The following is a 23,846-nucleotide window of genomic DNA, read 5'->3' on the forward strand; positions in this document are numbered from 1 at the left end:
CAGGCGCCACTCCGCGATCGGCAACATCACCCCGAACGCCTACGAGACCGCCACCTTCGCTATCCTCACGGAAGCGGCATAACCGAAATGACACCGTGTCCACGATCCGGGGTCAAGGCCCCAGATTTATCCCCAGCGGTTCTAAGACTCCGTCACCACCGCGTGACCAGACGAAAGCACCCTACCCCGCGTTTAGCGCGAGGTCGGATTGCGGCACTCTCAGCGACCGACCCTAAACTGGTGCTTGTGGGTTCCGTGATAGCGACACGAACCATGAACGCCTCCAGGTTTTTTACATTCATGCTGTTGGACGGTCTGCTCGCAGTCGGCGTCCGTTTCTGACACTGATACTGCTTCCGACTTCTCTTGAAAGATCATTGCCATGAGCCACCACACCACCATGCCCCGCAGAAAGCTGTTCGCCACGGTCGCCGCCGTACTCGTTTCTGGGCTCGCCCTGACCGGATGCGCCGCCCCCGCGCCCACCGCTGCACCGTCCGCAGCGAGCAGCGAAACCGGCGACAGTGAGTTCCTTGCCGAGCACAATCTGGACGGCCTCGGCGCGGCCCAGATCATCGAACGGCTCGACACCCTGCCTGTTGCTGACCGTCCGACTGACCTGATCGCATCCGTGCAGCCCGCCGTGCTCGTCCTTACCGACGGACAGGGCCGCGAAACCCAGCTCGCGATGCCCGAAGACGAGGTGTACATCTCGGTCGCGCCCTTCCGTGCGCAAACACACGACTGCTACTTCCATAGCCTCACCACCTGCCTCGGTGAACTCGCGAACACCGAGGTGCAGGTCACGCTCACCGACACGGCAACCGGTGACGTGCTGATCAACGACCTACGGCAGACGTTCGACAATGGTTTCGTCGGATTCTGGGTCCCTCGCGGTCTCGAAGCCTCCCTGACCATCGGACACGACTCGCAGACCGGCACCGCGACTATCTCAACGGTGAACGCGGACGACCCGACGTGCATCACCACGCTGCAACTGACATGACCAAACCGTAGGACCGCCGCCCCGGTCGCACCCTTAGGGCGCGGGCCTTCTGATTGCTTCGGCTACGCCGCTGTAGACGCTGTCACGCGGTACCCGTGATGTGGGGCGCTTGTTCAGCAGCAGTGTGGCGGCGGGTGTGCGGCGCGGAGCCCATTGGCGATCACGATCACCCTTGGCAACTTCGTGGACGAGCACAATGCCCGCAACACGATGATGATCAACAGCACCTCAGCCAGCACCCGCCGTATCTGGACCTCCGCTCTCGACGGGCACTGGCGTGGCACTCAGGCGCAGCAAGATAGTTGCGATGGATCGATGGTGAAGGACTTAGCGGCAATACGGATGCCTTCGGCCATGGTCAGGTAAGGGGCCCACGAGTCGGCGACCTCAGCGATGTGGACGCCTGCGGCGGCAAGTTCGCCAGCATCCTTGGCGACGACGGTCAGGCCGAGGATCTCGCTCGTTTCGGCATTCACGACGATCTTGATGAACCCGCGGGTGTCCCGGTTCACCAGCGCGCGAGGTACGTGGTGCAGCGGCAGCACACGGCAGTCGCAGCGGATGCCAGCGGCGAGAACCTGCTTCTCGGTCATCCCGACCGCGCCGATCGCGGGACCGGTGAACGTCACCCGCGGCAGCCGTGCATAGTCGACGGACCTCTCGGCGTCGGCGAAGGCGTTCTCAGCGACCAGGGTGCCGTGGTGGGCGGCGACATAGACGAACTCGGGATGCCCGGTCACATCGCCTGCCGCCCAGATTCGCGGGTTGGACGATCGCAGTTGATCCGTGACCACGACCTGGTTTGAGTCTCCGGTCTTCACTCCCACCGCGTCGAGGCCGAGCCCGTCGGTGACCGGACGGCGGCCGAGGGCGACCAGAACCTGATCGGCGTGGAACTCCTGCGTCCCTCCGGCGACATCCGTGCTCACGACGACCTCACCGCCCGCATTACGAGACACCCGGGTGGGCACGTCGGCGCGGAACTCTCCGCGCACGAGACGATCACTGCTGAACAAGAGGCGTGGGGGTCGGTGGGACAGCTCGCGGCCGAGTACGAGACGATCGCGCAAGCCGCCCAACACGACCGCTTCGCCACCCTCATCCGTACTTCCGGTCTCACCCCGGAAGAAGCAGAAGACACGATCCACTCCGACGCATTCGGAGCCCTCACCGCAGAGCTCCGCCGCGCGGAAGCGAACCACCACAACATCGACGCTCTCATGCCGCGCCTGGTCGCAGCGCGCGGCTTCGGCGATGCCGACGACATCGCCTCCGTCCTCCACCACCGCCTCGCCCGCGCTACCGAGAGGCCGGCTGGTTCCGGGCGTACCCGCAAGGCACCCCGCCTGATCGCCGGCCTCATCCACGAAGCAGCCGGACCCATGTCCGCCGAAATGCGGAAGGCCCTCACGGAACGGCGCGAGCTGATCCAGCAACGCGCCGAAGCTGTCCTCGACCAAGCGATCGCCGAACGGCAGGAATGGGTACTCGCGTTTGGAGAGACACCGGCAGATGCGAGTGCCGCGGCAGCGTGGAAACAACAGGCGCGAACCGTAGCCGCGTACCGCGACCGTTACGGCGCCACCACACGCACGCCGCTCGGCCCAGCCCCCGATAGCGATGCGCAGAAGATCGACGCGGCATGAGCGAGAGCAGCCCTCGCGAGACTCCGCGACCTCGCCGGGGTCGATGGCAGCGATGATCCTTCGCGGACGGCGCGGCGTGAGGGTGCGAGCCGGGGCCTGTGACCAGGTGCCCTTCCGAATGTCGCTGGTACGTCATACCCTGGTGGTGAGGCGGATTTCTCCTTGATATGACGCTCCTCGGGGCAGGCCGCAAGGCCACTCACACGCACCGCCTCCGACGATCCGTCGTGCATGTGAGAGGAAACCCCGTCATGATCCGCCAGCTCTGGACCCTCAGCGTCCACACCCGCGCATTCCTGCGCCGCTACATGCCCACCAACATCCTCCTCGACGCCATACGTACCCGTCGGGGACTCAAATGGGGTATCCCCGCGATGCTCCTCGCCGTGCCCTACCTCCTGGCCGCGAGCACCTTCACCACACTCATCGCAGACGGCGGACCCGGATGGCTCAACCTCCTCGTCCTCCTCTGCCTGTGGAACACGATGAAGCTCGTCGTCATGGGACCGGTCAGCGTGATCCTGCTTGCCCGAGTCCGCGTGCGTGAGGCCGTTGCCCGGCGTGCGCAAAGGCGAGCTACGACCGAGCTGGCCAAGCAGGCTGCTGGAAGACCGTTGACGTCGAGTGGAGACTCGTTCCCATCGTCAGGAAGTTGCGTAGAGATTCCGACACAGTACCGGACGGCGGCGACTCGAGATATCTAGTGAAGCTCCTCGCATAACGGCCTGCGCAGTCACCATGCCGTTTATCCCTGGGGCTGGATTGTGACTCTGGAACGGACCTGAGCTCGCACCTGGCTGTACACGTCGACGTTGAGTGCAGGTGCGACCCAAAGGGATAGCGCGACGGCGAAATCAACCCGCTCGCCGAGTAGTCCGCCGGCCTGCTCGTAGCACTTGACCCGTACCTTCATGTTTGATCCCTGCCCGGATGCGAATGTGCTCTGCAACTCCCACGACTGGCGTTGCAGGGTTGTCGCTCCACGCGTCGTGGCGTCTGAGCTGAGTCCGGTTGGTGTTCCGAGCTTCGGAATGGCGCCCTCGGGCTTGACGAAAGACAACGCAGCTTTTCGGTATTGCCGATGCCGCCAATTGACGGGAGTGAGCCAAGCGAGGGTTGCCTCGATGCGTTTTGTCTCGCGTACGTTGAGACCATCGGGCAGCGGGAAGAGCAGTTCTTGTTCCTCGTTCGCGCCGATCGACCCGATGAAGAGCACGACAGCCTCATTCGAGGCGCAGCCATCCGCGTAGTCGCGTATCGCGGCGCCGTACCCGAAAGCACTCTCACTAGGGATCGGGTCGTGTTCCGAATGGTCGGGGGGTGCTGCTCCGTGCGCCAGAAGTGCTTTGATCGCAGACGCTCGTTGTCTTGTGCTGATGGACACCCCGGTGGTGATGTCGGCTACCAGGTCGTGGATTCGCGCTGCTCTTCTGGCGACGAGTGCCGCAGCCGGGCTCGTGCCGGAGATGTGTGTCTCTTGAAACTGGTTCGGCGTCGCAACCCGGATTCCTGGTCCCAGCGCCGAGATACCAGTGAACGAGATCGTTTCCTGAGCGGCGATGCCGTCTCTAAAGAACACGCGACCACCGTTGGCTGTGAGGTCTGGTTTGACACTTCGACGGTATCCACTGCCAGTCGGAGATATGGGGCTAATGGCCGGAAGCCCATCAGTGGGATCGACGGCGTATCCCTGCGGATCGACTGTCGATGCATCGCCGTGAATCGCGCCGACGCTGATCGCGTTCACCGATTCGGCGGGGGCGAGGAGTCTTCGCTTGTTCTGCTGACGGGCGATCGCATCGAGGATCGCCCGTCGTCGGTCATCGCCTTGGAGGCCAGCGATCTCGGTGGAGGATGCCGGGCTGAGAACGAGATTCTGGTGATTGCCTGCTGAGACGATGATGAGCACGCCGTACTGATAGCTGAGCCAGTCGATGATGCGTGCCCAAGACGACAGGATGGTTTCGAATGGTGCGGCCGGGTCACCCACCGAGATGTTGACGATCGCGATCGCCTCACCCGCTGCTGGCTGCGCGTCTGTCCCGTCGAACAGTTCCCGGAACACCCGCCACATCAGATCCGGCACGAGTTCCTCGACAGGCAACTCCTCGATCCTGTTCTCGGTATCGTCGGCAGGGGTCAGGATCGGGCGGACGAGTACCGGTCGCACCGCAGGAGCCTCGCCGAGGCCGCGGTCTCCCCAGACGGCCACTGACGACATCCACGTGCCGTGTCGCAGTTCATCGACGGTCGCCTTTTCGAGCAGATCGTCGGGATCGTAAACCTCCACGCGGCCACGCAGTAGCGGGTGGTTCGCCGCCGGGACCCCATCAAGCAGGCAGAGAACCGGATCACCCGTGGGCAGGTCGCCATCGATCTGTCCTTGTGCTTCGGTGGGCGGGCCGACGACAGGCAGGGCTTGCCCCGACACGCGCAGATACATGACGTTCGCAGAACGGACGACACGAACCGCATCGTGGTTCCCGGACGCCAGATCGCGCAGCACCTGATTCGGCACGGTGCACTTGAGCCCGTGATAGCCGATCTGGTCAATGATCGCCGATGCAGTGACCTGACCGCCGGCCTGTTCGACAAGAGCGGTCACCTCCTGCTGACTCTGTCGCCGCTTCTGATCACTCCGGCGATACCACAGCTCGATCTCGATACTCTGTGGGCGGTCATCAATGTGCCCGGCGAAGTACTCGTCCCAGTCGATGGCCCGCAGCCGATCTTGCGGCCCCCACGGTCGGAGGTCTTTCAAGTGGGCAAAGAGGTCCCGGAGCTTCGAATAGCCGTAAGGAAGACCATCCGTGGCTCTCCACGTACGCCAGAGCGAAAGCAGATTGTCGAACGCGGTCTGGTTCGCGCACACCGCATGCAGGCATGAACCGATGTACGGGTTCCGTGGTTCCTGGCTGACGAGTTCGAACTCATCGGTGGGCGTAATCGCGCTCTCAGCCTCGATGAGGATTTCGATACCAAGGTTGGCGGCCACAGCAGACAAATCGATCTGCTCATCGAGCGCTTCGAAAACGAGCACGAGCTGAGGGTCAGCGGCATGGATCGAGTTCGAAATCTGAACCTGATCGCCGATGGCGGCTATCGCCTCATCAAAACGTGCATCAATCCGCCGCGAGCGCTCCTCCGGATCGGTGAACCGCGCTCGTCCACCGCCACCACGCCGCCCTGGAATCGTGCGCGGCGAGGTAACTCGTCCCAGAATGACGGGCCGCTCAGTTGAGGCCCTATCCTCCGGAGGCACTACTCCTCGCTAACGTGGGCGCGACTAGACCACTGCTTGAGTAGCTGCTGCACGACTGCCGTCGATTCGGGCTCCGGCCCGGAGAGGATAGAGCGCCGCTGCACGTCCAAGGCGAACTCTTCGAGCTCAGCGAAGCTGACCCGGCCGAGGCGGTCGGCAATCGTCCGCGGAGAGAGCCCCAGGCTCACGCCGCTCCGTGCCGACCATGCTTGCAGCCACTCAACCTTTCCGGCCCGCGTGGGGTTCGGCAGGTCGAGTCGAAGCTGCATGCGCCGCCAAACCGCGCGATCGAGAAGCTCGGCATGATTGGTGGCGGCAATGACGATGACGTGGCTCGGAAGCCGATCCACTTGCAGCAGCAATGAACTCACGACCCGCTTGATCTCGCCCGTCTCGTGAGTGTCGCCACGTTCTTTGGCGACAACGTCGAACTCATCGAAAAAGAGCACGCACGGCCTGACCCTCACCGCGTCGAACAACGCCTCCATACGGGACGCGGTCTCACCGAGGAAACTGCCGATCAGACCTTCGTAGCGAACGCTCAACAACGGAACGGCCAACTCGGTCGCCACCGCCTCAGCCAGTGAGGTCTTACCGCCGCCGGGCGGCCCGACGAACAAGAGGCGATGACGAGGCTCGACACCGTGACTGCGCAGGAGATCACGGCGGTGATGCTCCTCGATGAGCTGACTGACTGCTTGGCGGGCCTCGACGGGAAGAACCAACTCCGACAGTCGCCGCTCGGGTTCCTGCTCGTAGAACAGTCCGCGAGCAGCGTCATTTCGCGCGAGTGAGGTGACATTGGCGGTCGGGGTGGATCGCCGTGTGCGCAACGCGTCAGTCAGTTGCGAAGCAAGCACATTGTGCTTCTTGTTCTCTTCCTCCGCGATGAGAGCCTCGGCCGCGCGCCGGAAGGCGAGGTCATCGCCTCCAGCGCCGGACTGAACGAGAGCCAAGAGCAGGTCTCCGCGTGCCATGCTTCACTCTCCTCTGCGTTCGTTCAGTCGACATCCCTCGTCTATCGTACCGAGTAGCCATAGGTGACCGTCCGTGTGCCGCGCCGTCGGAGAGCATCTGTCGACCTGGGCGGTCGTTGTTGCGAGCGCGGTGATCTTCTGGCTGGGACATGCGTCGCTCATCCCCGAGCGCTTAACCCCGACCAGCTGGCTTCCCCGTCTGGCAATCCTCGCGCTCGGTTTTGCCTTCACTCTCCTCCGTGTGTGGTTCAAGTCGCGGCATCTGAACCTCGCGCTACACCTGTCGTTCTACCTCGTGTTCGCGTGAGCCGGCCGGCGACCTTGCGGACGCAGCCTGCCACCTTTCTGGATCACGGCGCTGCGAACTGTCTTGTCATCAACCCCAAGTCTCTCGGCAATCTCCTTCAAAGTGAGCCCGCTAGCATAGAGAGCAGCTGCGCGGACACGCCCAGCGTCGCTGAGGCCAGCACTCCGTAGAGTCCCGCCAGACCCAAGCACAACCTTCGGGATAGTTCCGCGGTGAACTCCGTACTTCGCGGCTATCGAGCGAACGGGCATCCCGGCCTCGTAATCGGCGACCAACTCGGCCCGCCGCTCAGGGGTCAATCGTGTTTGAGACTTCACCGGATTTTTCACGACCGCGCCTCGTGAATCCTGTCTCTTCGGGGTTCGGTTCCGCGGTCCGCGGCGCTCGGCACCCTTGAGAACACGGAAAATCAACGATTTCAGCGCCGGGCGCTTGTTTGAGAATCGCTTGGGAAGGCCCACCGCACGCACAAGGCTCGAACCCTTGCCAATGGAAACGTTGGCAGAGGTTCGGGCCTTGTTCATGTCTGCGGCCCAGGTCAGCGCGTTAGCGTTGACCTGCGGATCGAGGAGCATTTCGAAGGGCCGGTGCGCGTGACGAGCGCCGACGACGGCTACAGGAATCTCCTGCACCCCGTGGGCGTGATGATGCTGACCGGAGCTTTTCGGCGCCGCCGCCCCGCTACTTTGCCGAAGCCGGCCCTTTCCGTCCTCTTGACTCGGCTCCGGCCCCACCCAACTTGATCGAGGCCGCTCATCGCGGGCGTGGAAAACCGAACGGCCGGTGAACGCCACCTTCACGGTCAGCTGGGTTCAGCGGTCGTCTCCGCTCAGCCAACAGCGACGCCGAAGAGCAGGCCGATGAGGTAAGTCGCAATCATCGTCGCTGAGCCCATCACCACGTTCCGGAGGATGGCCCGGCCGCGCGGGGCCCCGCCGAGGGCGGCGCTGATCCAGCCGGTGAGGAACAAGCCGATCACCACTGCAACCGCGGCGATCCAGACGCGATTCTCGCCGAATGGCAAAAGGATCATTACGAGCGGGATGAGCGCTCCCAGCGCGAACGAGACGAATGACGAGACAGCCGCCGCCCAGGGGCTGGTGAACTCTTCGGGGTCGATTCCAAGTTCAACCTCTGCATGGGCTGCGAGGGCGTCCTTCGCGGTGAGCTCGACCGCGACCTGATGCGCGAGGTCGTCCGAGAGCCCACGCTGACGGTAGAAGCCGGCGAGTTCTTCGAGTTCTTCCTGAGGTATGGTCTCGAGTTCCCATTTCTCCTTGGCGATCAGCGCCTTCTCGGTATCGCGCTGGGTGCTCACCGAAACGTACTCGCCTCCGGCCATCGAGAATGCGCCAGCGACCACTGCGGCGATTCCTGCCGTGGCGATCGCGAGAACGTTGTTCGGGGTCGCCGCTGCGACACCGATCACGACGCCAGCGGTCGAGACGATGCCGTCGTTCGCTCCCAGTACCCCGGCGCGCAGCCAGTTGAGTCGCTGGCCGGTGCCGCGGTCGTGAGGTTCGCCGGGATGGGCTTGGGGTGCTGTTTTTCTAGCCATGGCTCGGTGCCTCCATAGTGATTCTCAGTGGGTTCGCCGGCTCTCTCGGCCTGTCAGCGGGGTGCGCTGTGCGCCGTCTGCGTTGGCTCGCGACGCCTTGAGTTTGCGCTCGGCGCGCGGGCCGACGGCGCGCAGCGCGCCCAGGATCGCGACGAGGTCGACGACTTCTTGGAGCCAGGCCCCGATCAACGCGGGAAGGAACCCGAACGCTGCGACGAGCATGAGACCCACGCTGATGATGATGCCGAGCCAGATGCTCTGGAGAGCGATCCGCACCGTGTCCTTTCCCACGCGTACCGCCAGGGGGAGGGAAGCGAGGGTGTCGTACCGGTTCACAATGTCGGCGGACTCGCTCGCGGCGGTCGCGCCCCGAGCCCACCATCGCGAAACCGATATCGGCAGCGGCGAGCACCGGGGCGTCGTTGAGGCCGTCGCCGACCATGATGAGCGGCCTGGGCTGCACCGTGCTCACGATGCGTACTTTGTCGGAGGGCCGGCACTCGGCGTGCACCTCGTCGATGCCGAGGCTCGCGGCGATCGGCTCGGCAGTGGTCGCCACGTCGCCGGTGACCATGAGCGTGCGTTCGATCCCGAGCCCGTGCAGCTCGTGGAGCGCCTGCGCAGCCTCGTCCCGCGTCTGGTCGCGCATCACGATCGCGCCCGCGAAGCGGTCGTCGACGGCGACGTAGATCGCGAGCTCCCCGGGCTCCAGCGGGGCGAGCGCGAGGGTCGGGGCGAACTCGCGGAGCCAGGAGGGCTTGCCTACCCGTACCGTCGCCACCGCACCGTTTGTGCTGTCGGACGCGAACTGCGCGGCGACGCCGTTGGTGGCGATCTCCTCGGCTCCGAGCATTTCCAGCAGCGAATATCCGTGCTGCTTGGCCGCCGCGACGACCGATTCTGCGAGCACGTGGGACGAGTACACCTCGGCCGATGCGGCGAACCGGAGCACGCTCATCTCGTCGAAGCCGGGCTCAGCAAGGATGCGTTCGAGCACGGGCCGCCCGGTCGTGATGGTGCCGGTCTTGTCGAACGCCGCGGAGCGTACCCGCGAGAGCTGTTCGAGAGTGCCGCCGCCCTTCACGATAAGCCCGAAGCGCGCAGCCCGGCTCATGCCGCCGAGGAACGCGACCGGTGCGGCGATCAGCAGGGGGCACGGCGTTGCGACCACCAGCACCTCGGCGAATCTGACCGCCTCCCCGCTGGCCACCCATGCAACGCCCGCGATGACGAGCGAGAGGACCGTGAACGGCACCGCATAGCGATCGGCGAGCCGCACCACTTCCGCCTTGCTGCCCGCGGCCTGCTCGACCAGACGCACGATCTGCTGGTACTCGCTGTCTGAGGCGAGCGCGACAGCCCGCATCGTGACCGCACTCGCACCGTTCACTACTCCGCTGGAGACGCGCTCGCCCGCCACGCGCTCGACCGGCAGGCTCTCACCCGTGAACGAGGATTCATCGAGCACAGCATGCTCTGACACGAGCACCGCGTCGACCGGTACGAGCGCGCCGGGCCGTACAAGCAGCAGATCGCCGACCTCGACGGCTTCGACCGGCACGTCCTCGGCGACCGCCTCGAGGGTTGAGCGGCCCGCCGGGGCGGCCTCGTCGCGCAGCAGCCTGGTGGCCTGCTGCGGGGCTTTGCGCAGCAGCGCGGTGAGCTCGCGCTTGGAGCGGTTCTCAGCGTAGTCTTCGAGGGCCGCGCCGCCGGTGAGCATGAGCACGACCACGAGCGCGGCCCACGGCTCACCGACGAGCACAGCCGCAGTGATCGCGGTGACCGCGAGGATGTCGAGCCCGGCGTGGCCTTTGAGGAGCTGGCGGATCATGCCGACCGCCTCCCACGCTGCGATCGCCAGCGCATACGCGCCGACGAGCCACGGGGCGGTTTCTCGGGCAGGGGTGGTGAGCAGGATCAGGCCGACCATCGCGATCAGCAGGGTCGCGAACACCAGCGGATACGCCTTGGCTGCGGCAGAAACTCGTCTCACGCTGCAAGCTTCCCAGATCGCGGGCGTCGGCATCGCAGGCGGGCCTTGCCTCAGCATGCTTCGGTCTCGGCCGAGGGCGTGGTTCAGAGCAGCAGCGCCCCCAGCCCAGCAGCTCCCAGCACCACCGCCCAGGCGGGAGCCTTCCACGCGGTCAGTGCGACGAATGCCACTGCGACGATTACGAGAGAGTGCGGTCCGGTGACGCCCTCGGTGAACACCGGATCGTACAGGGCCGCCGCGAGCAGGCCGACGACTCCCGCATTCACGCCCTTCAGCGCTCGCTGCACCCTCGGGGCTCGGCGCAGCCGACTCCAGAGCGGCAGTACGCCGATGATGAGGAGGGCCGAGGGGAGGAAGATCGCGACGAGGGCGATCGATGCTCCGAGCGCCCCCGAGGGGCCGCTCGTCGTGACCGCGCCAAGGAAAGCGGAGAACGTGAACAACGGACCAGGCACCGCCTGCGCGGCTCCGTACCCGGCCAGGAACGTGCCGGGCTCTACGAGCCCTGTCTGCACCGTCTCCGCCTGCAGGAGCGGCAGCACGACATGGCCGCCCCCGAACACGAACGAGCCCGCACGGTAGAAGAGGTCGAACAGACTGAGTGCCGCATCTCCTGTCGCTGTTGCGAGGATCGGGAGGGTCACCAGCAGCAGGGCGAACGCGATCAGGCAGCCGATCGAGACCCTCGTGCTCGGCGTGCTGATCCTGTACGCCACGCTCCTGCTCGTCAACACCCTGCTCGTGTGGATCGTCGTGCCGGACGAGCTCATCGAGTCGGAGCTCGGCCACGCCGACACCCTCGCATCGACGCTCGCGATGGCGTGGGCGTTCACGACCATGGGCATGCTGGCCGGAGCGCTCGGATCGAGCCCGGAGTCGGACGAGGCGGTGCGCCAGGCGGCGTACGGCCGGCGCGAGAGCCACCGGCTGCAGACGCTCGAGTCGGAGCCGGCGCCGGACGAGGGGCCCGCCGGGGGAGCGTGACGTCGCGCCCGTCGAGACCCTGCCCCTGCCACGAATCCGCGCCCAGGTCAACTGGGGAGCGAAACCCGGAGCGATCGCGTTTCATCGTTGGCGAACCCACTGTCCGAAATCGGTGAGGAAGGGAAGCCAATGTCGCAGAGCTATGTACCAGGTGCGGGGCCCGGAGCGGAGTCGGAGCAGGGGAGCAGGACCGACGCCGCCAAGCAGGAGGCCGCCGAGCTGAAGGACACCGCCCAGGCCGAGGCGGGGCACGTCGTCGAGACGGCCAAGCAGGAGGCCTCGGCTGTCGGCCAGGAGGCCAAGACGCAGGTCAAGGACGTCTACCGCCAGACCACGCAGGAGCTGCGGGAGCAGGCGGCGACGCAGCAGCAGCGCGTGGCCGAGGGCCTGCGCTCGCTCGGGCAGCAGTTCGGATCGATGGCGCAGGGCTCGCAGGAGCAGGGCATGGCCGTCGACCTCGTGCAGCAGGCGTCGCAGCGGCTCACCGACGTCTCGAGCTGGCTGGGGGATCGCGATCCCGGATCGCTGCTGAACGAGGTGAAGTCGTTCGCGCGGCGCAAGCCGGGGGTGTTCATCGTCGGCGCCGCCATCGCCGGCATCGCCGCGGGGCGCCTCACGCGCGCGCTCGCCGAGGACGCCCGCGAGCAGCACGACTCCGGCGGCACCGGAACCAACGGTGGCGGCGGGGCGGTCCCGCCGCCTCCGCCCGCGGCGCCGGCCTCCGCCGTCGCGGCGGCCCCCGTGGCCGAGCCGGGAGTGCCCGGTCCGACGGGCACGGGCCTCACGGCGGAGCCGACCCCCGCCTACGAGCGCACGCGCGCCGGCTGGGACGGCACGCGTCCGTCCGAGGGGGTGTGACGGTGACCGATCCGACCCCGTCCGAGGAGAAGGCCGCCACGACCTCGCTCGGCGACCTCCTGAGCGAGGTCACCGGCGACATCTCGGCCCTGTTCCGCAAGGAGGTCGAGCTCGCAAAGGCGGAGCTGAAGCAGTCCGCGACGCAGGCGGGCGCCGGCGCCGGCATGTTCGGCGGCGCCGGCTACGCCGCGATGATGGCCGTGTTCTTCCTGAGCGTGGCGCTCTGGTGGGCGCTCGGCGTGCTCATGGGGCTCGGCTGGTCGGCGGTGGTCGTGGCGCTCATCTGGGCCGTCGTCGCCCTCGTGCTGTTCCTGATGGGACGCAGCCGCCTGAAGCAGGTCAAGGGGGCGCCGCAGACCGTGGAGTCCCTGCAGCAGATCCCCGACGCGATCAAGAGGAATGAGGAGAACCGATGACTGATTCACCCGATGCCATCCGTGCCGACATCGACCGCACGCGTGACGAGCTCGGCCGCGACGTCGATGCGCTGGCCGACAAGGTCAGCCCGTCGAAGGCGATGCACCGGCAGACCGACAAGGTGAAGGGCGCCTTCACCTCCGTGCGCGAGCGCATCATGGGCGCCGCCGACGACGCCGCGTCCTCGATGCAGGGCGCGGGATCGGGCGTCTCGGACGCCGCGCACCGCGTCACGGCGAAGGCCGAGGGCAATCCGCTCGCCGTGGGCCTGATCGCCTTCGGCGTCGGTCTGCTCGCGTCCTCGCTCCTGCCCAGCACCGACAAGGAGAAGGAACTCGGCGCGAAGGTGAAGGAGCAGGCCCAGCCGCTCGTCGACGAGGCCAAGGGCGTGGCGCAGGAGATGGGCGAGCACCTGAAGGAGCCCGCGCAGCAGGCCGCGACCGCCGTGAAGGAGACGGCCGAGAACGCGGCGGCCAACGTCCGCGACGAGGCGCAGGGCGCGGCAGGCACCGTCACCGACCGGGCGCAGCAGAGCCGCCAGAACCTCACCGAGAGCTGATAGACGCGACACCGGGGGCGGTCGCGCACGGCGCGGCCGCCCCCTCTCACACCCAAGGAGCGAACATGGCCCGATCGACCGCCTCGCGCGAGCGCGCCCGGACGGACGCGCCGAGCCCGGAGCATCCCGACAAGCCCGATTCGCTGGCCGAGATCACCAAGCCGTCGTGGATGTACGTGCTCCGCAAGTCGGTGCGCGAGTTCTCCACCGATCAGTGCATGGACCTGGCCGCGAGCCTGACGTACTACGCGACCCTCGCGCTGTTCCCCGCCCTCATGGCGGTGTTCTCGCTGCTCGGCGTGATCGGCCAGGGCCAGCAGGCCGCCGACGCGCTGCTCGGCATCGTCGCGTCCGTCGCGCCCGGCGACACGGTCGAGACGCTGCGCGGCCCGATCGAGGAGATCGCGACATCGCCGGCGGCCGGGTTCGCGCTCATCAGCGGTGTCGTCCTCGCCGTCTGGTCGGCGTCCGGCTACGTCGGCGCGTTCACGCGCGCCATGAACCGGATCTACGAGATCGAGGAGGGGCGCCCCTTCTGGAAGCTCAAGCCGACCCAGCTCATGGTCACCCTCATCGCGATCCTGCTCGTCGTCGTCGCGGGCCTGCTGCTCGTGGTGTCGGGGCCGATCGCCCAGGCCGTCGGCGAGGCGATCGGCATCGGCGAGGTCGGGGTCACGGTCTGGCAGATCGCGAAGTGGCCCGTGCTCGCGTTCATCGTCGTGCTGATGGTGGCGGTGCTCTACTACTTCACGCCCAACGCGAAGCAGCCGCGGTTCCGCTGGATCAGCGCCGGCGCCGTCATCGCGATCGTCGTGCTCGCGATCGCGTCGGTCGGGTTCGGCATCTACGTGGCGAACTTCTCCAACTACGAGCGCACCTACGGCTCGTTCGCCGGCGTGATCATCTTCCTGCTGTGGCTGTGGATCACGAACATCGCGCTGCTGTTCGGCGCGGAGTTCGACGCCGAGCTGGAGCGCGGGCGCGAGCTGCAGGCGGGCACGGCGGCGGAGGAGCGGATCCAGCTGCCGCCGCGCGACACGCGCAAGATCGACAAGGCGCAGGAGGCCGAGCGCAAGGACGTCGAGGCCGGGCGGCGGATCCGGATCGAGCACGGCCCCGACGGCGAGGGCAGCGACGATGGCGAAGGCCGCGGCGACGACGTGCGCCGATAGCGATCCCCGCCCCGCCGGCGCGGTGGCACGATGGGCGCATGGCGGCCAAGGTCGATCTCGCGAAGACGCTCGACTCCTATCGCGCCCGCCGCGGCGATTTCCGCGTCGTCGACGTGCCGGCGATGCAGTATCTCGCGATCGACGGATCCGGTGATCCCAATACCTCGCTGCGGTACCGGGAGGCGCTCGAGACCCTCTATCCCGTGGCGTACGCGGCGAAGTTCGCGAGCAAGGCGGCCGGGCGCGACTACGTCGTGCCGCCGCTGGAGGGCCTGTGGTGGGCCGACGACATGGCGTCGTTCACGACGGCGCGAGACAAGTCCCGCTGGCACTGGACGATGCTGCTCCTGCTGCCGGACTGGATCGACGACGCGGCGGTCGACGCGGCGATCGCGCGAGCGGCGGCGAAGCGCCCGCCGCGGCTCGACGAGCTGCGGGTGCAGGGGCTCGAGGAGGGGCGCTGCGTGCAGACGCTCCATGTCGGCTCCTTCGACGACGAGGCCCCGGTGCTCGCGCGGCTGCACGACGAGGTCATCCCGGGGCTCGCGCTGCGCATGACGGGCCGCCACCACGAGATCTACCTGAGCGACCCGCGCCGCACCGCGCCCGAGCGCCTGCGCACGATCCTCCGCCAGCCGGTCGGCTGAGGGCGGCGCGGACCGCCGGCATCCCGCCGAACGCGACCGAGATCGGACGGGCCGGCGGCCGCGGCGCGCGCGTCCAGGCGGCGTCAGCAGGCCTCGTAGCGGTGCCCGGGGGCGTGCTGCCCGACGAGCCCGCGGTCGCGGAGGATCGTGAGCGGCGCGCGGTCGGGCAGCGCGCACACGTCGGCGAAGGTCAGCCCCGCCTCGCCGAGCGCGTCGGGGTACTCGATCTGCAGCACGTGCGGGCCGTACACCGCGGCGTAGGTGTCGCACTCGGCGTAGGCGCCGCACTCCTCGACCACCGCGAAGTCGAAGCCGATCTCCCGCGCCTCGCCGGCCGCCTCGGCGGCGTTCTTCTGCGCGATCGCGAGGCCGCGCTCGTGCGCCGCGTCGGCATACGCCGCGGCCAGTCGCAGCGTGCCGTCGCGATCGACGCCGGGGAACCGCGTCCACGTGTCGAGGTTGTCGATCTCCACCGCGTCGAAGCCCGCCGCGGCGCACCCCTCGATGACGGAGAGGATCTCCTCGAGGATGCCCGCGCGCTGCGCTGCCGTCGAGGGATCGAGCACGCGCTCGTCCGGCCACTCCGGATCGGCGACGGCGTGGCCGGCGTCGTCGTGCAGCAGGAGCGACTCGTCCCACGACGCGCCCGGCTGGGTCTGGAACCCGTTGACGTAGCAGACGCTGTAGGCGCCGGCGAGGGGCGCGGCCGTGGCGTCGCGGACGACGACGTCGATCGGCGAGCCGTCGGGCAGCGCGTCGTCCGTGCCGCCCAGCTGGTAGTCGAACGCGCCGGAGGTCGGGGGCAGCGCGGGGCCGTCGCCCCCGGCGGAGGCGGCGCACCCCGCGAGGAGCCCGACGAGCATCGCCGCCGCGAGCAGGGCGACGGCGCGGCGGCGACGCGCGGCGGGAGCTGCCGGCGGGCGAACGGGCGTCATGATGCCGGCGTGGGCGTGGGCGTGGGCGTGGGCGTGGGCGTGGGCGTGCGCCGCGGTCGCGTGGCGATGGCGGCGACGCCGCCGCCGACGGCTCCGAACAGGTGCGCCTGCCACGAGATGCCCTGCGCCGCGCCGAAGATGCCCGCGAGCATCGTGCCGCCGTAGAGCGCCGCGACGGCCAGGGCGATGAGGGCGTAGAGGATGCCGTGGCCGAGCGAGCGCGCCACGAACGCCCGCACGAGCAGGTAGCCGAAGTACCCGAACACGAGGCCGGAGGCGCCCACCGTGAGGGTGCCGGGCGCGTTGACGATCCACGTGCCGAGCCCGCCGACGACGGCGACGATCGCGGTGACGCCCCAGAACCGCCCGACGCCGTCGAGCGCGACGAGCAGGCCGAGGATCGCGAACGGCACCGAGTTCGACGCGAGGTGCGCCGCGTCGGCGTGCAGCCCGGGGGAGAGCAGCACGCCGTCGAGCCCGTCGAGCGCCCACGACTCGATGCCGTACTCGGCGTTCCAGCTGCCGGGCAGCACGGCGTCGAGCCACCGGATGACCCACATCGCGGCGAGCAGGATCAGCGGCTGGGCCACGCGGGCGAGCGGGCCGCCGCCGCGGCGGGCGGGGGCCGGGGGCGTCGTCATGCGTTCATCGTCGCACCTCGATCCGCGGCCAATCGCCGAGATCTCGCAGGAGTTGCCGATCGTGCGTGGCGACGACCACGGCGGCCGGGGTCGCGCGGAGCGCCGTGGTGAGCTCGTCGACCAGGGCGATCGAGAGATGGTTGGTCGGCTCGTCCAGCAGCAGCACGTCCGGGCGCTCCGCGAGCCGCAGCGCGAGCTCCAGGCGCCGTCGCTGCCCCTGCGACAGGCGCGTCACCGGGGTGCGCAGTGCCTCGCGCGGAAGCAGCCCCAGCGATCCGAGTGCGATGGCGTCGCGCTCGGCGATCGTGCGGGTCGACAGCAGCCGCCCGACGTGCCGTTCATATGCCTCGCGAGCGGTCAGGGATTCGTCCGGCAGGGACGTCTCCTGCGCGACGAGGGCGATCCTGCCCGTCCTCCTGATCGCGCCGTCCGCGGGGATCGTGCCCGCCAGCGCGCCGAGGAGCGTCGACTTGCCGGCGCCGTTCGGGCCCACGACGAGCACGCGGTCGCGTGCCGAGAGCTCGAGATCGACGGCTCGCTCCAGACGTTCCGGGACGCGGACGTCCGCGGCGCGCAGGAGCACACCCGCGCGGGGTCGCAGCTCGGGGAAGGCGAGCACCGCGGGCGGAGGCGGCACCGTGACCCGATGGCGCTCGAGGGCCTCCTGATCGCGGCGAAGAGCCTGCACCACCCCGGGCGCGTGGGACTGGCGCTGGTGCTTCCCGGTGCCCTTGGGTGGGCGCCATCCGGTTTCGAGACGATCCTGGGCCGTCCGCACCGCGTCCTCGAGCCGCGCGTGCTCCCGCCGCTGGTCGGCGTGCTCCTGCTCCCAGCGCTCGCGCTCGCGACGACGGCCCTCCGTCCACCCGTCGTAGCCGCCGCCGTACAGTCGGGGGCGGCCGTCGCGGCTGGGGTCGAGGTCGAGGAACTCCGCCGCCGTGTCGCGCAGCAGCGCCCGGTCGTGGCTGACCAGGACGACGCCGCCGCGGTGGGCGCGGATGCGATCGGTGAGGAAGGCGAGCCCGTCGGCGTCGAGGTGGTTGGTGGGCTCGTCCAGCAGCAGCAGATCGTGCTCGGCGCCGAGGAGGCAGGCCAGGCGCACGCGATACCGCTGGCCGACCGAGAGCGAAGCGAGGGGGCGCGACCGGTCGGTGCACGCGCTCAGCGACTCGAGCGCGACGTCGACCCTGCGGTCGGCGTCCCACGCGTCGAATCGGATCGCCGCGTCCAACGCGCGGGCGTACCGATCGTCCGCTCCGTCGTCGCCGTCGGCGAGAGCCGACGTCGCGGCGTCGAGGGCCTGCAGTGCCGCGCGGGCGCCGCGCAGCGCCTCATCGACGATGTCGCCGATGGTCGCGCCGCCGGCCGCATCGAGCTCCTGCTCGGCGAGCCCGATCGTGCCGACGCGCGTCACCGTGCCGGCATCGGGCGTGAGCAGGCCGGCGCACACGTGCAGCAGGCTCGTCTTGCCGCGGCCGTTCTCGCCGACGATCGCGAGTCGCGAACGTGCCGACACGGTGAACGAGGCCTGGTCCAGGATGCGGTCGCCGCCGCGGATCAGGGTGATGCCGGAGACGACGATCTGCGCCGTCTCGCCGGCGGGGAGGGGAAGGGATTCGAAGGACCCGGAGGATCCGGGGTGAAGAGGGGACAAGGTTTCTCCGTCGCTCGCAGGGAGCCGGGAGGGTCGTCCAGGGGCATGACGATCACCGCCCGGCAGATGCCGGGACGGCGGAGCAGGTCGTGGGAGGGCGCCGCCGTCAGCGGGCGGTGCGGATCCTCATCGACGCGATGCCTGTGTACCTCATGCCTCCATGATCGCACCACGCGGCTGAGCGCCGGCCCGAGGTGCCTGGGCGGCGCCTGGACAGCGCGGGCGGCGCCGCGGTTACCGTGGGGGCATGGACGCTGAACTCGACGACGTCGTGGACACCGTGGCGGCCAACCCGTGGACGTCCTGGCTGGCGGTGGGCATCGCGGTGGCCGGATCGATCGCGCTCGCGCTCATCCTCGCCTTCGTCTTCAGCCGCGTGACGGCCGCGCTCGAGCGCCGGCATCGCGTGTTCGTCGAGCTGCGCGCCCGCTTCACCCGGCCGCTGTTCTGGATCGTCGCGGTCCTCGGCCTGTGGGCGACGGTGCCGCGCTTCATCCCCCAGGACCTCGAGGCGCTCGCCGGCGGGGTGGAGTACGGGCTGCGGCTGTGCGTGATCGGCGTCGTCGGCTGGATCATCGCGAAGGTGCTCATCTTCCTCGTCGACGGGGCCATGGTGCGGCAGGACAACGTCGTGGTGGACGAGTTCACCGCGCGGCGCCGGCGCACGCAGATCCGGATGATCCGCCGCCTCGTCATCGCCGTCGTCGCCGTGCTCACCGTCGCGGCCATGCTGCTGACGATCCCGGGAGCGGAGACGTTCGGGGCGTCGCTGCTCGCCTCGGCCGGCGTCGCGTCGATCGTCGCGGGCCTCGCCGCCCAGTCGACGCTCGGCAACCTCATCGCCGGCATGCAGCTGGCGTTCTCGAACGCGCTCAAGGTGGGCGACACGGTCGAGGTGGGCGGCGAGTTCGGCACGGTCGAGGAGATCACGCTGACGTACGTCGTCGTGCAGATCTGGGACGACCGGCGCCTCGTGCTGCCCTCGACCTACTTCACGACCACGCCCTACACGAACTGGACGCGCAACCAGACCGCCCTCACCGGCACGGTGTTCGTCGAGGCCGACTACACGGTCGACGTCGACGCCGTGCGCGCCGAGCTCATGCTCATCCTCGACGCCGCCCCGGAGTGGGATCGCCGCAGCGCGGCGCTCATCATGTCGGACGCGGTGGGCGGGGTCGCGCAGCTGCGCGCGACGATGACGGCCGCGAACGCCGACGACCTGTGGAACCTGCGGTGCCACGTGCGCGAGAAGCTCGTGTCGTTCATCGCCACGCAGCGCCCGGACGAGCTGCCCCGGCGGCGCTCGCTCGTGGCGGGCTGGGGCGACGAGCGCGGCGCCGACGCGTGAACGCGGCCCCGCGGGGCGCCCGCCGGTCGTAGCCTGGATGGATGAGCAGCGACGAGTTCCACAAGCCGGTGAAGCGGCCGTCGGAGACGTTCGACCGGCTGTTCGCCGCCGAGGACCCGGCCGAGGTCTCGCGCGCGGCGCACTCCACCGCGCAGGCGCTGCTCGCGCGCGTGCGGCACGAGGCCGACGATCGCGTCATCGATCGGCTCATCTCGTTCACCGACCGCCACGGCATCGACGACATCGCGGAGCTGTGGTCGCGCTCGCCCGCGCGCACCCTGCCCGGATCGCTGTGGCGGCTGTACCTGCTGCAGCTGTCGATCCACGACGATCCCCAGACGGCGTCGCTGATTTACGAGCGCGGGCGCACCGAGCTCGCCTCCGCGGACGCGGTGGTGGCGGGCGCTCCCATGCCGGCGGGCCCCGCCGAGCTCGTGGCGCTCATCGACACGATCCTGCGCGGCGCGTTCACGGGCGACTTCGCCGGAGCGCTCGAGCGGGCGGCCGCCTTCTGCCGCGTGCAGGCCTCGGGTGCCACGCACCTCGCCGACGACTACGAGCCCAGCGAGCCGGAGCGCGCCAGCGCCCTCACGTCGCGCGCCCTGCGCCTGTCGACCTACGCGGGCGACCTCACGACGGCCGCGCGCCTGTGGCGCCGGGAGGATCTTTTCTGATCTGATTGCGCCGCGGGTTGCGCGGGTCGCATGCGGGGGTTTCCAGGGTGCTCGCCTAGCCTTTACGCGTGCTGCACTCCTCCGAGAACCCCCTCGTCGGCGTCGTCATGGGCTCCGACTCCGACTGGCGCGTGATGGCCGATGCCTCGCAGGCGCTGACGGAGTTCGGCATCGCGCACGAGGTGGAGGTCGTCTCGGCGCACCGCACCCCCGACAAGCTCATGGCGTACGGGCGCCAGGCGCGCGGCCGCGGGCTGCGCGCGATCATCGCGGGAGCCGGGGGAGCGGCGCACCTGCCCGGCATGCTCGCCTCGCTCACGGCGCTGCCGGTCATCGGCGTGCCCGTGCAGCTGAAGACGCTCGAGGGCCTGGACTCGCTGCTCTCGATCGTGCAGATGCCCGCGGGCATCCCGGTCGCGACCGTGTCGATCAACGGCGCGCGCAACGCCGGCCTGCTCGCCGCGCGCATCCTCGGCGCCTCCGACGCCGCGATCGGCGACCGGGTCGAGGCGTACGCGCGCGAACTGGAGGCACAGGTGGGCGAGAAGAACGACCGCCTCAAGGCATCGCTGAGGGACGCCGAGTGAGCGTCGCGAGCCCGGCGCGCTCCCGCGCGTCCGCCCCCACCCTGACGTCGCGCTCGGCCGGTGTGCTCAACGGCCGGCCCCTGCGGTACCCCGATTCGGCGTCGCCGCGGGTGATGACGCGGCGCGGATGGTGGCTCGTGATCCTCGGATGGCTCATCCCCGGATCGGCCCAGGTGCTCGCAGGCAATCGCCGCCTCGGCCGGTTCGCCCTCGGCACCACGTTGCTGCTGTGGACGCTCGCCGTGGTCCTGATCCTCGGCATGCTGCTGTGGCCGGCCGGCACGATCACGATCGCGCTCTTCCCGATCTCGATGATCCTCGCCGGGGCGCTCGTCGTCGCGTACGGCGTGCTCTGGATCGTGCTCGGGATCGACACCCTGCGGCTCGTGCGCCTCGTGAAGACCTCAAACCCCTCGCGGTTCCTCATCGCGCTGCTCTCGGTCGTGCTCATGGTCGTCACCGGCGGCGGCGTCGCGTTCGCCGCGCCGCGCCTGTTCTCGGGCGCCAACCTCGGCAGCATCCTGCCCACCGGCTTTCCCGTGGCGCCCGTCGACGGGTACTACAACATCCTGCTGCTCGGCGCCGACTCGGGCGAGGGCCGCGACTCGATGCGGTTCGACAGCATCTCGGTTGTGTCGATCAATGCCGACACCGGTGCCGTGACGATCACGGGCATCCCGCGCGACATGCCGAACGTGCCGTTCTCCGAGGACAGCCCGATGCGCGAGCTGTACCCGGATGGCTTCGAGGGCAGGTACGACCCCGCCTGCGGCTGGAACAACCACATCAACAACCTCACGAACGCCGTCGAGTACTGCAGCGAGGACCGCGGCGAGGGCCTCTACCCGGGCCTCGACCCGAACTACTCCAGCCCAGCGATCGAGGCGACGAAGGACGCGGCCGAGGGCATCCTGGGCATCCAGATCCAGTTCCATGTGTTCATCGACATGAACGGATTCGCGCGGCTGATCGACGCGCTCGGCGGCGTCGACATCGAGGTGACCGAGCGCCTGCCCAAGGGCGGGGGCCCGACCTACGAGGGCCAGCCGGCGGACGAGTGGGCCATCGGATGGATCGAGCCGGGGCAACAGCACATGGACGGCGACACCGCCCAGTGGTACGCGCGCTCCCGCTACACGACCAACGACTGGGACCGCATGGAGCGCCAGCGCCAGCTGCAGCAGGCGATCCTCGACCAGTTCACGCCCGAGACCGTGCTGACCCGCTTCCAGGACATCCTCAACGCCGGCGACGCCCTCGTGCAGACGGACATCCCGCAGAGCATGACGGGCGCGTTCATCGAACTCGGCACGAAGGCGCGGTCGCAGCCGTTCGCGTCGATCGAGCTGACGCCCGCGAACGGGGTGGATCCCGAGCAGCCGGACTACGGGCAGATCCGGGAGATGGTGCACGCCGCGCTCTATCCGCCCACGCCGACGCCTACCCCCGAGCCGTAGCGGCCCGCGCCGCGCAGGCGCGCGCTCAGGAGGATCCGAGAGCACGACAGTACGCTCATGACATGTCCGTGAGTCTGCGCGTCGTCCTGGATCAGCTCGTCTCGCCGACCGGCGACGACCTGGCGACGGCGTCCCGCGAGCTCGCCAGGGCGCTCGTCGCCGCCGCGCCGCTCGGCTGCCGGGTCGAGGCGATCGTCCCCGCGGGGGAGCCCATCGGCATCGCGGGTCTGAGCCACGAGCAGCGGCTGCGCCTGAATCGCGGCCGGCTGGCGGCGGCCTGGCGCTTCGGCGTGGCATCGGGCGTGGGCGGCGGCCTCATCCACTCGCCCACGCTGATGGCCCCGCTCGTGCGGCACGACCGCGTGAACGAGGGCGACCAGACCGTGGTGACCGTGTGGGATCTCGCGGCGTGGGAGGCGCCGTCCGAGCTGCCGCGCGCCGAGGCGGACTGGCAGCGCGCCATGCTGCGCCGGGCGATGCGGCACGCCGACGCCATCGTCGTCCCCACGCACGCGATCGCCGAGAGGCTGTCGGAATGGGTGGACCTCGGCGAGCGGATCCGCGTGATCCCGGGTGCGGTGCTCGACGGCTTCGCCGAGCCCAGCGACGCCGACGCCCGCCGGCGCGACCTGCGGCTCCCCGCCGAGTACGTGGCGACATCGGGCGGGATCGGCGACTCCGAGGGCCTCGCCGCGGCGATGCGGGCCGTCGCGGCCACCGATCTGGACGTGGTCGTCATCGGCGTGCCCGAGGGGGCCGAGCCGGCCGTCGCCGACCTCGCCTCGGCGGCCGGCCTACCCGAGCGGCGGGTGCACGCGCGCGGGCACCTGGACCGGGGTGACCGCGCCGCGGTGATCGGGGGAGCGCGGGCCTTCCTCGCCCCCGCGACGCGCAGCGCCTGGCCGTGGCGCGCCACCGAGGCGATGGCGCTGGGCACCCCGCTCGTCGCCGTGGACTCGGCCGTGCACCGCGAGGTGATCTACGACGGCGGTCTCTTCGTCCCCGCCGACCATCTGGCCGAGGCGCTGCGCACGGTGATCGACGGCGGCGGCCGGCGGCTGTCGGTGCTCGGCAGGGACCGGGCACGTGCGTTCAGCTGGGCGGGCGCGGCCGAGAAGGTGTGGCAGCTGCACGCGGATCTGTGACGCGCGCTCCCGCGGG

The 23,846-nt window shown here is 69.2% G+C and carries 22 protein-coding genes and 2 pseudogenes; 15 read left to right on the forward strand and 9 right to left on the reverse strand.

The annotated features are described in order from the left end of the window. Positions 1-382: 382 nt before the first annotated feature. The gene (locus ACYVJ0_RS12265) at positions 383-1,006 is read left to right on the forward strand and encodes a CueP family metal-binding protein (protein ID WP_460818083.1); all 624 of its coding nucleotides are present in this window, start codon (positions 383-385) and stop codon (positions 1,004-1,006) included. A gap of 284 nt (positions 1,007-1,290) precedes the next feature. Here the strand turns inward: ACYVJ0_RS12265 and ACYVJ0_RS12270 are convergent. Next, positions 1,291-1,992: pseudogene (locus ACYVJ0_RS12270) on the reverse strand (FAD-dependent oxidoreductase); the annotation flags it as partial. Here ACYVJ0_RS12270 and ACYVJ0_RS12275 point away from each other — a divergent pair. Further along, positions 1,975-2,754, forward strand: a pseudogene (locus ACYVJ0_RS12275) (MobF family relaxase); the annotation flags it as partial. The pseudogenes ACYVJ0_RS12270 and ACYVJ0_RS12275 sit on opposite strands and share 18 nt — an antisense overlap. A 149-nt stretch (positions 2,755-2,903) precedes the next feature. After that, complete coding sequence (locus ACYVJ0_RS12280; RefSeq protein ID WP_460818084.1) at positions 2,904-3,356, forward strand: sulfate permease; 453 nt, start codon at positions 2,904-2,906, stop codon at positions 3,354-3,356. A gap of 41 nt (positions 3,357-3,397) precedes the next feature. On the opposite strand, the gene ACYVJ0_RS12285 is transcribed toward ACYVJ0_RS12280, so the two are convergent. Beyond that, a complete protein-coding gene (locus tag ACYVJ0_RS12285) occupies positions 3,398-5,914 on the reverse strand; it encodes a S8 family peptidase (RefSeq protein WP_454132310.1) in 2,517 nt (838 codons plus the stop codon). After that, complete coding sequence (locus tag ACYVJ0_RS12290) at positions 5,914-6,891, reverse strand: AAA family ATPase (protein ID WP_454132311.1); 978 nt, start codon at positions 6,889-6,891, stop codon at positions 5,914-5,916. The genes ACYVJ0_RS12285 and ACYVJ0_RS12290 overlap by 1 nt, the downstream gene beginning before the upstream one ends. A gap of 73 nt (positions 6,892-6,964) precedes the next feature. Here ACYVJ0_RS12290 and ACYVJ0_RS12295 point away from each other — a divergent pair, with 73 nt between their 5' ends. After that, positions 6,965-7,198 (forward strand): hypothetical protein, encoded by a 234-nt coding sequence (locus ACYVJ0_RS12295; protein WP_454132312.1) that lies wholly within the window; start codon positions 6,965-6,967, stop codon positions 7,196-7,198. Positions 7,199-8,027: 829 nt separating this feature from the next. On the opposite strand, the gene ACYVJ0_RS12300 is transcribed toward ACYVJ0_RS12295, so the two are convergent. The 3 genes from ACYVJ0_RS12300 to ACYVJ0_RS12310 are packed head-to-tail and all read right to left on the reverse strand — an operon-like array spanning position 8,028 to position 11,465. Continuing rightward, the gene (locus tag ACYVJ0_RS12300; RefSeq protein ID WP_188551954.1) at positions 8,028-8,756 is read right to left on the reverse strand and encodes a VIT1/CCC1 transporter family protein; all 729 of its coding nucleotides are present in this window, start codon (positions 8,754-8,756) and stop codon (positions 8,028-8,030) included. After that, positions 8,749-10,782, reverse strand: coding sequence for a heavy metal translocating P-type ATPase (locus ACYVJ0_RS12305; protein WP_460818086.1), 2,034 nt, complete (start codon positions 10,780-10,782; stop codon positions 8,749-8,751). Before ACYVJ0_RS12305 ends, ACYVJ0_RS12300 begins: the two co-directional genes overlap by 8 nt. 50 nt (positions 10,783-10,832) lie before the next feature. Further along, the gene (locus tag ACYVJ0_RS12310; protein WP_460818088.1) at positions 10,833-11,465 is read right to left on the reverse strand and encodes a chromate transporter; all 633 of its coding nucleotides are present in this window, start codon (positions 11,463-11,465) and stop codon (positions 10,833-10,835) included. Here ACYVJ0_RS12310 and ACYVJ0_RS12315 point away from each other — a divergent pair. From ACYVJ0_RS12315 to ACYVJ0_RS12340, 6 genes are all read left to right on the forward strand, one after another. Then, positions 11,446-11,733 (forward strand): hypothetical protein, encoded by a 288-nt coding sequence (locus ACYVJ0_RS12315; RefSeq protein WP_460818089.1) that lies wholly within the window; start codon positions 11,446-11,448, stop codon positions 11,731-11,733. The two genes, ACYVJ0_RS12310 and ACYVJ0_RS12315, sit on opposite strands and share 20 nt — an antisense overlap. Positions 11,734-11,862: 129 nt before the next feature. Next, positions 11,863-12,591, forward strand: coding sequence for a hypothetical protein (locus ACYVJ0_RS12320; protein WP_460818090.1), 729 nt, complete (start codon positions 11,863-11,865; stop codon positions 12,589-12,591). Between the two features lie 2 nt (positions 12,592-12,593). Continuing rightward, positions 12,594-13,007 (forward strand): phage holin family protein, encoded by a 414-nt coding sequence (locus ACYVJ0_RS12325; protein ID WP_460818092.1) that lies wholly within the window; start codon positions 12,594-12,596, stop codon positions 13,005-13,007. Continuing rightward, the gene (locus ACYVJ0_RS12330; protein WP_460818094.1) at positions 13,004-13,567 is read left to right on the forward strand and encodes a DUF3618 domain-containing protein; all 564 of its coding nucleotides are present in this window, start codon (positions 13,004-13,006) and stop codon (positions 13,565-13,567) included. Before ACYVJ0_RS12325 ends, ACYVJ0_RS12330 begins: the two co-directional genes overlap by 4 nt. A 65-nt stretch (positions 13,568-13,632) precedes the next feature. Further along, positions 13,633-14,739 (forward strand): YihY/virulence factor BrkB family protein, encoded by a 1,107-nt coding sequence (locus ACYVJ0_RS12335; RefSeq protein ID WP_460818096.1) that lies wholly within the window; start codon positions 13,633-13,635, stop codon positions 14,737-14,739. 38 nt (positions 14,740-14,777) lie between these two features. After that, positions 14,778-15,386, forward strand: coding sequence for a GyrI-like domain-containing protein (locus ACYVJ0_RS12340; protein WP_460818097.1), 609 nt, complete (start codon positions 14,778-14,780; stop codon positions 15,384-15,386). Between the two features lie 83 nt (positions 15,387-15,469). Here the strand turns inward: ACYVJ0_RS12340 and ACYVJ0_RS12345 are convergent, their stop codons facing one another. The 3 genes from ACYVJ0_RS12345 to ACYVJ0_RS12355 are packed head-to-tail and all read right to left on the reverse strand — an operon-like array spanning position 15,470 to position 18,616. After that, positions 15,470-16,321, reverse strand: a complete 852-nt coding sequence (locus ACYVJ0_RS12345) for an endo alpha-1,4 polygalactosaminidase (protein WP_460818099.1) — start codon at positions 16,319-16,321, stop codon at positions 15,470-15,472. After that, positions 16,318-16,962 carry a rhomboid family intramembrane serine protease gene (locus ACYVJ0_RS12350; RefSeq protein ID WP_460818101.1) on the reverse strand — a complete coding sequence of 215 codons (645 nt, stop codon included), beginning with the start codon at positions 16,960-16,962 and terminating at the stop codon, positions 16,318-16,320. The genes ACYVJ0_RS12345 and ACYVJ0_RS12350 overlap by 4 nt, the downstream gene beginning before the upstream one ends. Before the next feature lie 4 nt (positions 16,963-16,966). Beyond that, positions 16,967-18,616 (reverse strand): ATP-binding cassette domain-containing protein, encoded by a 1,650-nt coding sequence (locus ACYVJ0_RS12355; RefSeq protein ID WP_460818102.1) that lies wholly within the window; start codon positions 18,614-18,616, stop codon positions 16,967-16,969. A 247-nt stretch (positions 18,617-18,863) separates the two neighbouring features. Between ACYVJ0_RS12355 and ACYVJ0_RS12360 the strand changes: the two genes are divergently transcribed. The 5 genes from ACYVJ0_RS12360 to ACYVJ0_RS12380 all read left to right on the forward strand — a co-directional run bounded on the left by ACYVJ0_RS12360 (position 18,864) and on the right by ACYVJ0_RS12380 (position 23,830). Next, positions 18,864-19,967 (forward strand): mechanosensitive ion channel family protein, encoded by a 1,104-nt coding sequence (locus tag ACYVJ0_RS12360; protein ID WP_460818104.1) that lies wholly within the window; start codon positions 18,864-18,866, stop codon positions 19,965-19,967. Positions 19,968-20,008: 41 nt separating this feature from the next. Then, complete coding sequence (locus tag ACYVJ0_RS12365) at positions 20,009-20,641, forward strand: DNA-directed RNA polymerase subunit beta (RefSeq protein ID WP_460818105.1); 633 nt, start codon at positions 20,009-20,011, stop codon at positions 20,639-20,641. A gap of 107 nt (positions 20,642-20,748) precedes the next feature. Continuing rightward, positions 20,749-21,228 (forward strand): 5-(carboxyamino)imidazole ribonucleotide mutase, encoded by a 480-nt coding sequence (gene purE, locus ACYVJ0_RS12370; RefSeq protein WP_460818120.1) that lies wholly within the window; start codon positions 20,749-20,751, stop codon positions 21,226-21,228. Beyond that, complete coding sequence (locus tag ACYVJ0_RS12375; RefSeq protein ID WP_460818107.1) at positions 21,225-22,685, forward strand: LCP family protein; 1,461 nt, start codon at positions 21,225-21,227, stop codon at positions 22,683-22,685. The genes purE and ACYVJ0_RS12375 overlap by 4 nt, the downstream gene beginning before the upstream one ends. A 62-nt stretch (positions 22,686-22,747) precedes the next feature. Continuing rightward, positions 22,748-23,830 (forward strand): glycosyltransferase, encoded by a 1,083-nt coding sequence (locus ACYVJ0_RS12380; RefSeq protein ID WP_460818108.1) that lies wholly within the window; start codon positions 22,748-22,750, stop codon positions 23,828-23,830. The last annotated feature ends 16 nt before the right edge of the window (positions 23,831-23,846 follow it).

The organism is Microbacterium petrolearium, from assembly GCF_054782875.1.